Origin of the sequence: Sphaerospermopsis sp. FACHB-1094 (assembly GCF_014696195.1) — a bacterium.
Lineage (GTDB): Bacteria > Cyanobacteriota > Cyanobacteriia > Cyanobacteriales > Nostocaceae > Sphaerospermopsis > Sphaerospermopsis kisseleviana.
In genome coordinates this window covers 1-9,579 of record NZ_JACJPT010000156.1, presented here as the reverse complement: position 1 = coordinate 9,579, position 9,579 = coordinate 1, and the positions used below count along the sequence as shown (strand labels likewise).

Below are 9,579 nucleotides of genomic sequence, written 5' to 3'. Positions count from 1 at the left end.
AATCTTCCTTGTCTACTTTCCCTCCTTGTCTTCCTAGTCCTGCCTCAACAGATAATATTAAAAACCTACCCCTGTGAGGGGTTAGGGAGGGGTAAAAAATATTTGATACACTCTCAGTGACTTTTAAAACATCCTCTTATAGCGATTACGCCTTTGGGCGAAACACTAGCACTTTCCTCTCCTGATAGACAAGGAATGTCCGAAAAAGTAGTACAGTTAAAAATTGATCTAGTAGCGTTAGCATCTTGACAAAATCACCTGTGCGAAAAATAGTTATTGCCGGCAACTGGAAAATGTTCAAAACCCAGGCAGAATCAGAAAATTTCCTAAGCGGATTTCTGCCTCACCTGGAGGAAACACCCTCAGAAAGAGAGGTAATATTGTGTCCTCCCTTCACAGATTTAAGTGTAATGTCCAAATATTTACACGGTAGCCGTGTAAACTTGGGCGCACAAAACGTTCACTGGGAAGAAAATGGAGCCTACACGGGTGAAATTGCTGCTCCCATGCTCACAGAAATCGGTGTGCGCTATGTCATCATTGGACACAGCGAAAGACGACAATATTTTGGCGAAACAGAGGAAACAGTGAATCTGCGCCTCAAAGCAGCGCAAAAATACGGACTGACACCCATTCTCTGTGTTGGTGAAACCAAACAGCAACGAGACGCAGGGGAAACCGAAAAACTGATTAGCACCCAGTTAGAAAAAGACTTAGTAGATGTTGATCAAACTAACTTGATTATTGCTTATGAACCAATTTGGGCGATTGGTACCGGTGACACCTGTGAAGCCACAGAAGCAAATCGAGTCATTGGTTTAATTCGTGATCAACTGACGAATCCTCACGTATCAATTCAATATGGTGGCTCAGTCAAGCCCAATAATATTGATGAAATCATGGCACAACCAGAAATTGACGGCGCTCTCGTCGGCGGTGCAAGTTTAGAAGCTGATAGTTTTGCCAGAATTGTCAATTATCAATAACCAAGGCAAAAGGCAAAAGGCAAAAGGCAAAAGTTGATTTATTTTCCAATGCCTCCTGCCTCCTGCCTCCTGACTCCTGACTCTTGACTCTTGACTCTTGACTCTTGACTCCTGACTCCTGACTCCTGTATGTCAAATCAATTAATTATTAGAGAACGTTGTTTTACTTGGGGACAACGGACATATTTAATGGGAATTTTAAATGTCACCCCAGACAGTTTTAGTGATGGTGGTCTATTTAACACAACTTCAGCCGCTTTAGCTCAAGCGCAAACAATGGTAGACGCTGGTGCTGATATTATTGATATCGGTGGTCAATCAACCAGACCAGGAGCAGAACAAATCACCCTCACAGAAGAACTTGATCGGGTGCTGTCGGTTTTGCAAGTCATTAGACCAAAAATTACTATTCCTATTTCTGTAGACACAACTAGAGCAGAAGTAGCTCAAGCTGCTGTAGAAGCTGGGGCAGATATTGTTAATGATATTTCTGGTGGTACTTATGATCCAGAAATGTTGCCAACAGTAGCCAAATTAGATGTACCAATCATGTTAATGCACATTCGGGGAACTCCCCAAACCATGCAACAACATACAGATTATCAAGATTTGATGGGAGAAATTTATAGTTTTTTATCTCAACAAATAAAAGCCGCAATTACAGCGGGTATTCAACAGGAAAAAATAATTATTGATCCGGGTATTGGTTTTGCCAAAAATTATGATCAGAATTTAGAAATTATTCGCAGTTTGCCAACATTCACAACCCTAAAGTGTCCCATATTAGTGGGAGCATCCCGCAAAAGTTTTATTGGCAAAATTTTAAATCAACCAGAACCAAAAGCCAGAGTTTGGGGAACAGCAGCGGCCTGTTGTGCTGCCATTTTTAATGGTGCTGATATCCTCCGAGTTCATGATGTTGCCGAAATGCGTGATGTCTCCCTAGTTGCTGATGCTATCTATCGACAGGTGATTGGTGATTGGTGATTGGTGATTGGTGATTGGTGATTGGTGATTGGTGATTGGTGATTGGTGATTGGTGATTGGTGATTGGTGATTGGTGATTGGGTAAAATTAATTTACTTTTACCTCTTGCCTTTTGCCTTTTGCCTCTAATTCTTACCATTACCAGAAGTTTTACCATCATCTTCTTTAGTTACAGATTCAGCAATTAATTCTTGAAACATATCTGTAGAATTAGCTGGATCTACAAACACAATTTTAGCGTTATTACTTTCGCCCAATTTTTGGCTGGCTTGTACATAATCTTGAGCTACAAGATATCTTAAAATATCTTTGCTTTCGGGATGGGAACGTATAGCTTCAGAAATAATTTCCATTGAAGTCTTAGTTCCTTCGGCTTTCTTAATAGCTGCTTGTCTCTCACCTTCAGCAGCAGCGATTACCGCCCGTTTTCTAATTTCTGCTGCTCTTTCCTCTTCCATTGACTTCTGTACACTTTCAGGGGGTGTAATTCGCTGAAAATCCAACCGCAGAATTTCGACTCCCCAAGTCCGTGAAGTTGGATTTAATTGATCTAATATGCTTTTGTCCATATCTGCCCTAGACATATTAGCTTCCTCTACAGTTTTCTGGGCTATAACTTCCCGCACTGTAGTTGTAGCTAAATTTGAAAGTGCCTGTTGCAAATCATCAACTGCATAAAAGCTTTTTTCTATCTCGACAATGCGCCAGTAAACGACTGCATCTATTTCCATGTAAATACCATCTTTAGTAATGACATTCTGGGGCTTAACATCTAAAATCTGTTCCCTGGTGGTATCTTCCATAACAATTTGATCAAGAAAGGGAACAATGAAATTAAGTCCTGGTTTTAGTTTTCGATGATATTTTCCCAAGCGTTCAACTAGAGCTTCATTACCTTGATTAACCAGTTTTGCAGATCCTAAAGCATAACCTATGAGTGCTAAAACTATAGCAATAATTGGCTCCATATATACTCCTATTTAGGGCTGGAGAGAATTGAGTATAAAACAGTATGGTAAGAAGTCAGGAATCAGAATTCAGGAATCCTGTATTCTGTATCCTGAATTCTTACACAGCATGATATTTTACAATATTTGTTGATGCTTGTTGGAACTATTATCCGATGAGTAGCTGCTATATAAAACCTAGACAAAACTAGACTTTACTTTCTACTTCAACGGGAGCATGGGAGCAGTTATCCCTCAGTAGACTTTCACGCCTTAGCCAGACGCGATTGTGTTCCAATTAAGTTTCTGAAAAAGACTACCACCATCATTACTTGGTTTTCGCGTCGGCAATAGTCTCAATTCAATACTTGATATCACCGTATTATATATCAAGTAGTTGATTTTTTCCTAAAAATATATTGATTTTTGTCAATACAAGTATAGTTTTGTCTATGAAATTGTCAACTTAGGACTTGCTCATTTCTCTAATCCCAACCGGGGACGAATCCCATAATTCCGATACCGGAAATAATCCCGCAAAATCCGGTCATGGTCAAAACATAAGTTAATCGGTACACACCAAGGCTCAAAAACACCTACACCCTTAGCATCATCACCCGCAACAGGTTCACCCGTCGCAGTTGCCAAAAATACAATACTAATTGTATGTTGACGAGGATCACGACTAGGATCAGAATAAACCAAAAACTGTTCAATTAACTCTATTTTTAAACCTATTTCTTCCTCGGCTTCCCTGCGTGCTGACACTTCCACAGGTTCACCATAATCTACAAACCCTCCGGGAATAGCCCATCCTAAAGGTTCATTATGTCTTTCAATCAGAATGATCGGGCGATGAGGTCGATCAATTAATTCAATAATAATATCAACGGTAGGAGCAGGATTTCTGTTGTTATTGTTAAGAATCAACATATTTTTAATTTAGTGTCCCTAAAAAATCAATTAAATGTAACATTTGTGTAAGTCCTCATCAACAATCTACTCACATTCACCATTAACTATGCCTTTTCCTAGATCAAGCGGAATTTTACTGCATCCAACTTGTTTCCCCAGTCGTTTCGGCATTGGGGATTTAGGGGATAAAGCTTATCGTTTTATTGATTTTCTCAAAGATAGCTACCAGCAATATTGGCAAGTTTTACCTTTAGGACCTACTGGTTATGGTAATTCTCCTTATATGTGCTACTCAGCAATGGCAGGAAATCACCTGCTGATTAGTCCAGATAAGCTGGTAGATGAGGGTTTGTTATCTGAAGCAGATTTTGCGAATTTACCAGCATTTCCGGCTGATAAAGTGGATTTTGAGCGAGTTATTCCCATTAAAACCAATCTGCTCAAAAAAGCTTGCGAAAATTTTAAACATCACGCCACCGCTATCCAAAGAAAAGCTTTTCACACTTTTTGCAACACCAGAGGCTATTGGCTGGATAACTATGCTTTGTTTATGGCGCTCAAAGATGCCCACAATGGAGCTAGTTGGTACACTTGGGAACTAGAACTGGCAAAAAGAGAACCCGCAGCATTGGCCCGGATGGAACAAGGGTTAACACAAGAAATATTTTATTACAAGTTCATCCAATATGAGTTTTTCCGTCAATGGTCAGAACTCAAGAATTACGCTAATCAAAATGGTGTAGATATTATTGGTGATATCCCCATTTACGTAGCTCATGATAGTGCTGATGTATGGGCAAATCCTGAATTTTTTGCTTTGGATGAAGAAACAGGTGCAGCGGCTTTAATGGCAGGAGTTCCACCAGATTATTTTAGCGCCACTGGTCAATTATGGGGCAACCCGGTTTACAACTGGGAAAAGTTGCAAAAGCAGGACTTTAAATGGTGGGTGCAACGTTTTGAGGCTATGCTGGATTATGTTGATATCATTCGGATTGACCATTTCCGAGGGTTTGAGGCTTATTGGGCTGTACCCCAAGGAGAAGAAACCGCCATCAATGGAGAATGGATCAAAGCGCCAGGGGTAGAATTTTTTGCAGTTATTAAACAAAAACTGGGCAAATTACCGATTTTAGCCGAAGATTTGGGGATTATTACAGAAGAAGTGGAAGCACTACGAGATCAATTTGAGTTTCCGGGGATGAAGGTATTACAATTTGCCTTTGGTTCAGATCCTGGTAATCCGTTTTTACCTTTTAATTACCCACGTAATGCAGTAGTTTACACTGGCACTCACGACAATGATACGACTCTAGGCTGGTTCAATACTACGAATGATTACGAAAAGCAAAATTTATTGTTATATTTGGGAAATATTAGCCCTGATGGTATACACTGGGATTTAATTCGTTTAGCTTTGAGTTCCATCGCTAATCAAGCGATTATTCCTTTACAGGATGTTTTGGGATTGGGAACTCAAGCCAGAATGAATTATCCCAGTACGGCTGAGGGTAATTGGGAATGGCGTTATCAGCAAGAGGTTTTGACTAAGGAATTAAGCGATCGCTTGAAAATTCTCACCAATCTTTATGGACGCGCTCCCATAAGTTGATGATTAACTTTTCCTGATTAACTTTTTCTGGGTGCGTAGTATAAAGCTGAAACCTGCATTCCGTACTCAAAACTTCATGGTTAGTAGGGGTTGGTTTAACCTAATTAGCAGTCTCAAGGAAACATAGCTATTTTTAGTTATGTGTAGTAGATGATATTGGCAGATAACAGCAATGTTTTCTATATTGTGTTGTATGCCACTGATAAATTTAATACTTGGTTAACCTATCCCTACTGGCGCACGACGTTTCAAGACCTGACCTTAGCGGCAATCCTGACTTCCTGAAATTTCCCCGGTTGTCCCATTTGTTTAGGTTGTTGCTGATTAACGCTCATCAACACACCCCCAGCATTGTCAGTTTTTACGGTCAGTTCTTCAGCAGCTTTCCATTTGCGGTGAGATCCTTTTGGTAGAACTCCCTCAAACTCGGTTTTACCATCAGCGACAATACGAACCCAAGATGAGGACTGCAAGGTAACATCAATTTCTACAGTTTCAGTTTCTGAACTGTTGATATCAGATGGAATTGCCTTTAAATCCTGGGCTTGCAGTTTCTGAGGCTTTAAATCGTCATTTTTCTCCGCCTTTAGTTGATTTTGGCTATTGTTTGCTTCTAAAGCGGTTTGATTCAATAACTGAGATAAACTAGTTACAGAGCATACTATGACGACAATGTAAAGCAAGTACAGATGAAAAGGACGCAGTTGAAAAAAGGGTTGGGGTTGCCAATTGCGTTGAAAACTGACTTTTTGAGAACCGAGAGGAAAATGGCTGGCAAATTCAGCACCCTTCACCCCTAGTGCATCAGCAAATTGCCTGATTAAACCCTGAGTGTAAATAGGTTCTGGTAAATCGCTTAAATCACCTACTTCAATGGCGTTTAATAGTCGCCGAGGAATTCTGGTGATTAACACAATTTCATCTATAGATAAACCCTTTTGTTGACGCAAAACCGCGAGTTTAGCGCCCATTTGTGCTAATTTTTCCGCCTGTTGTTCTTCTATTGATGGTTTGCTGGGTTTTTCATCTTTTTTTCTTAGCCATTTCAATTTCATAATTTTTATTCCACTCCTTAACTCAACTTAATCATTAATTAGGTATCCGTTTTATCAATTGATAATTAACAATTGACAATTGATAATTGTGTTATTCAAGGTTGAAAATCCCCGATTTCCAGGTAAAAAAAGCCAAAAATTCCGGTTTTTCAAGATTCTAACTCTTAGGAAGAGGCAATGGTCAATTGTTCATTGTTAGTTGTCTATTACTGAACTGATTCTTTAAAAAAATAATTTCTTCTGGGGTGAGATGACGATAGTCACCAACACCGAGAAAACCAGCTTTTGGTGTTTGTATTTGAATTGAACCGATGGCAGTGCGATGCAGTTGGATCACAGGATATCCTAACTGTTCAGCTACACGGCGAATCTGACGATTTCTGCCCTCCTGTAAAATTATTTCTAATTTGCTTTGGTTGTCCAAACGTTCAATTAAGCGTACTTTAGCAGGTCGTGTTTTTTTACCTTCTAGTACAACACCTTCACGCCACATCTTCAGAACTGTTTCTGGGGGATGTCCTTTAACCACAACATGATATGTCTTAGAGATATTATGGCTGGGATGAGTTAGCGAAAATGTCAAGTCTCCATCATTTGTTAATATTAATGCTCCGGTAGAGTCAGCATCTAAACGCCCCACTGGGTGAATACCAGTACCCTTGTGTAAATTTTCGGGTAATAGATCCAAAACCGTAGTTCTACCGTGGGGATCATCACAAGTAGAAACTACTCCAGCGGGTTTGTTGAGTAACAAATAGATTAAAGCTGGGCGATCGCTGTGAGAAATAGGTTTACCATCAATGCAAATAGTGTCTCGTTGGGGATCGACTTTTTGACCTAAATGTGCCACAATCCCATTTATCTGCACTCGTGATTGCTTAATCATCTCCTCAGCTTCACGACGTGAGGCTATACCCCATTGAGAAATAATTTTTTGTACTCGTGCCTCCATGTATAAATTTTGTATACTTTGTTAATTCAGACTTATTATTAATTGTTCCAAGTTTTGTGGAGTTGATACCTAAAAGTGAATCTTGCCATTTCTCAGTTAATAGCAATCACCATTACAGTTAAGAACTGTTTAATATCTCGTGATTTTTGAGCAAATATCAAATACTAAGCAATAACCTTGTTCAATGACAGATAAAAACCCCCCATCCGCCAATAGTAAGAAAATAAGGTTAATTACTCAAGCACTAACCACGGCAATTAAGCTATGGCTAAAAACACAATTAACTCAAGTATCACAGATTGATATAGAGATTGGAGCAAGCGATCGCCAAATCCTTTCTGGCTGTATTCCTGTGGTATCTATTTTTGCTACTAATGTAGTTTATCAGGGTATCCATGTTACACGCATTCAACTTTCAGCTGAAAATATACAGATAAACATTGGTTCCATAGTCAGGGGTAAACCCCTTAAATTATTGGAAATAGTTCCCGTAGTTGGTGAACTGGTGGTAGATGAAGGGGATCTGAATAAATCTCTTTCATCGGAATTATTATCAACTGGCTTAAATGATGTACTGTTTAAACTATTACCAGAATTATGGGAAAAATACAAGCCTATTTGTTGGCAGAAAATTACACTTGACAATCAGCATTTAATACTGTATGGACTTGTAGCAACTGACAGAGAACCTATATCTTTAGAAATTTCTTTAGGTCTAGAACTGCTGAACAGTCAAGAACTACAATTAACACAGATTAAAATTCTGTATAATCAAGAACCAATTTTAGAAAATAATCCTGGATACAATTTAGACCTTGGTTCAGACGTTGACCTCCAAGAATTAACTTTGGAATCTAGCCAAATCTTATGTCGTGGACGCATCAACGTCAACCCATAATAGATAATTGACAATTGATAATTGACAATTGATAAGTGGTGATTGGTGATTGGTGACTGGTGATTGGTGACTGGTGATTGGTGACTGGTGATTGGTGATTGGTGATTGGTGATTGGTGATTGGTGATTGGTGATTGGTGATTGGTGACTGGTGATTGGTGACTGGTGACTGGGTAATAAATTTGATGTTTCCCTATCAACTATCAACTGTCAACTATCAACTATCACTTTAACAAAGGTAAAATGAGTGTGACAAAATAGTAAACTAAAGGGGCGGTAAAAATATAACTATCAGTCCGGTCTAATATACCACCATGACCGGGTATCAATTGTCCTGAATCTTTTACTCCTGCATCTCGTTTTAACATAGATTCAGTTAAATCGCCTAAAAGACTAGCAACACCTATCAATAAACCCAAAGTTAAACCAGAGATCACAGAGTAAGGAAAATGGAGAAAATAAGCACCGGCTACTGCTACTATGAGACTGCCGCTAATACCAAAAATTGCCCCTTCTACAGTTTTTTTCGGACTGATATTTGATAAAGGAGTTTTACCGAAAAACTTACCAAAAAAATAAGCACCAATATCAGCAGCCCAAATACATAAAAAAGTTAAAACTGTAAATGTTAAACCTTCAGGTAAACCAGTGATATTTTCTGGGGTAAAAATTTGATTCCAGTTTTCAGGCCAGTAGCCACCAAAGGGAAGATTACTAATAATATTTGTACTATTGAGATTTCGCAAACGTACCCAGTAACTCGGCAAATAACCGACATAAAACAGCCCCATAATAGAAGCGGAAATATCAGCAATGGTAGCAAATTTGGGTTGAAAAAGCAGGTAAAAACAAATAAAAGTTCCTGCTATGGGCATGATAGCATCCGCTAAACTGGCATTGAGAGTACAAATAGCCAGTAAAATTAAACTGACAACTATAGTAGTTTTAGCTGCGGGAGCAATACCTCTGGATCTAACTAAATTAAAATATTCTTGTTGACCTAAAAAGACAACGATCGCCATAGCTATGGTAAAGTACCAACCACCTAAAAGGGTTGAAGATAAAGCTAGAGCGATCGCAATAATTCCACTAATAATTCTTGACCAAGGCATAATAATAGTATTTTAGGGGTTGCTGAGAAAGTCTTTCCGTGAGGGCATAGGAGTCAGGAGTCAGGAGTCAGGAGTCAGGAGGAGATTTGAAAATTTCTTTGCCATCTCTTGAAATC

11 protein-coding genes are annotated in these 9,579 nt (G+C 39.1%); 4 read left to right on the top strand and 7 right to left on the bottom strand.

The genetic code is table 11. From position 1 onward, the window contains the following. Positions 1-260: 260 nt before the first annotated feature. Positions 261-986, top strand: coding sequence for a triose-phosphate isomerase (gene tpiA / locus H6F47_RS25525; RefSeq protein WP_096566902.1), 726 nt, complete (start codon positions 261-263; stop codon positions 984-986). A gap of 129 nt (positions 987-1,115) precedes the next feature. Continuing rightward, complete coding sequence (gene folP, locus H6F47_RS25520; RefSeq protein WP_137667922.1) at positions 1,116-1,973, top strand: dihydropteroate synthase; 858 nt, start codon at positions 1,116-1,118, stop codon at positions 1,971-1,973. On the opposite strand, the gene H6F47_RS25515 is transcribed toward folP, so the two are convergent. From H6F47_RS25515 to H6F47_RS25505, 3 genes are all read right to left on the bottom strand, one after another. Next, positions 1,942-2,112 (bottom strand): hypothetical protein, encoded by a 171-nt coding sequence (locus H6F47_RS25515; protein ID WP_206755165.1) that lies wholly within the window; start codon positions 2,110-2,112, stop codon positions 1,942-1,944. The genes folP and H6F47_RS25515 overlap by 32 nt on opposite strands. Beyond that, the gene (locus H6F47_RS25510; protein ID WP_190651567.1) at positions 2,099-2,941 is read right to left on the bottom strand and encodes an SPFH domain-containing protein; all 843 of its coding nucleotides are present in this window, start codon (positions 2,939-2,941) and stop codon (positions 2,099-2,101) included. The genes H6F47_RS25515 and H6F47_RS25510 overlap by 14 nt, the downstream gene beginning before the upstream one ends. 456 nt (positions 2,942-3,397) lie before the next feature. Then, entirely contained in the window at positions 3,398-3,853 is a 456-nt protein-coding gene (locus tag H6F47_RS25505) for an NUDIX hydrolase (protein WP_096566894.1), read from the bottom strand. 88 nt (positions 3,854-3,941) lie between these two features. On the opposite strand from H6F47_RS25505, the gene malQ reads away from it, so the two are divergent. Beyond that, entirely contained in the window at positions 3,942-5,447 is a 1,506-nt protein-coding gene (gene malQ / locus H6F47_RS25500) for a 4-alpha-glucanotransferase (protein WP_190348235.1), read from the top strand. Positions 5,448-5,695: 248 nt separating this feature from the next. Here malQ and H6F47_RS25495 read toward each other — a convergent pair whose 3' ends face one another. Then, the gene (locus H6F47_RS25495; protein ID WP_190651572.1) at positions 5,696-6,496 is read right to left on the bottom strand and encodes a RodZ domain-containing protein; all 801 of its coding nucleotides are present in this window, start codon (positions 6,494-6,496) and stop codon (positions 5,696-5,698) included. Positions 6,497-6,683: 187 nt separating this feature from the next. Next, a complete protein-coding gene (locus H6F47_RS25490; RefSeq protein WP_137669013.1) occupies positions 6,684-7,454 on the bottom strand; it encodes a pseudouridine synthase in 771 nt (256 codons plus the stop codon). A 184-nt stretch (positions 7,455-7,638) separates the two neighbouring features. Between H6F47_RS25490 and H6F47_RS25485 the strand changes: the two genes are divergently transcribed. Beyond that, the gene (locus H6F47_RS25485) at positions 7,639-8,352 is read left to right on the top strand and encodes a DUF2993 domain-containing protein (RefSeq protein WP_190651565.1); all 714 of its coding nucleotides are present in this window, start codon (positions 7,639-7,641) and stop codon (positions 8,350-8,352) included. Here the strand turns inward: H6F47_RS25485 and H6F47_RS25480 are convergent. Continuing rightward, on the bottom strand, positions 8,342-8,551 hold the full coding sequence (locus tag H6F47_RS25480) for a hypothetical protein (RefSeq protein ID WP_199291300.1): 210 nt from the start codon (positions 8,549-8,551) through the stop codon (positions 8,342-8,344). The two genes, H6F47_RS25485 and H6F47_RS25480, sit on opposite strands and share 11 nt — an antisense overlap. Before the next feature lie 24 nt (positions 8,552-8,575). Continuing rightward, a complete protein-coding gene (locus tag H6F47_RS25475) occupies positions 8,576-9,463 on the bottom strand; it encodes a phosphatidate cytidylyltransferase (RefSeq protein WP_137669010.1) in 888 nt (295 codons plus the stop codon). Positions 9,464-9,579: the final 116 nt, after the last annotated feature.

Bases quoted from the DNA above. Each gene is read 5' to 3' on its own strand.
- H6F47_RS25515 (WP_206755165.1), bottom strand. From the start codon at position 2,112: ATGGTAAGAATTAGAGGCAAAAGGCAAAAGGCAAGAGGTAAAAGTAAA.
- H6F47_RS25475 (WP_137669010.1), bottom strand. From the start codon at position 9,463: ATGCCTTGGTCAAGAATTATTAGTGGAATTATTGCGATCGCTCTAGCT.
- H6F47_RS25485 (WP_190651565.1), top strand. From the start codon at position 7,639: ATGACAGATAAAAACCCCCCATCCGCCAATAGTAAGAAAATAAGGTTA.
- H6F47_RS25505 (WP_096566894.1), bottom strand. From the start codon at position 3,853: ATGTTGATTCTTAACAATAACAACAGAAATCCTGCTCCTACCGTTGAT.
- H6F47_RS25490 (WP_137669013.1), bottom strand. From the start codon at position 7,454: ATGGAGGCACGAGTACAAAAAATTATTTCTCAATGGGGTATAGCCTCA.
- malQ (WP_190348235.1), top strand. From the start codon at position 3,942: ATGCCTTTTCCTAGATCAAGCGGAATTTTACTGCATCCAACTTGTTTC.
- H6F47_RS25510 (WP_190651567.1), bottom strand. From the start codon at position 2,941: ATGGAGCCAATTATTGCTATAGTTTTAGCACTCATAGGTTATGCTTTA.
- folP (WP_137667922.1), top strand. From the start codon at position 1,116: ATGTCAAATCAATTAATTATTAGAGAACGTTGTTTTACTTGGGGACAA.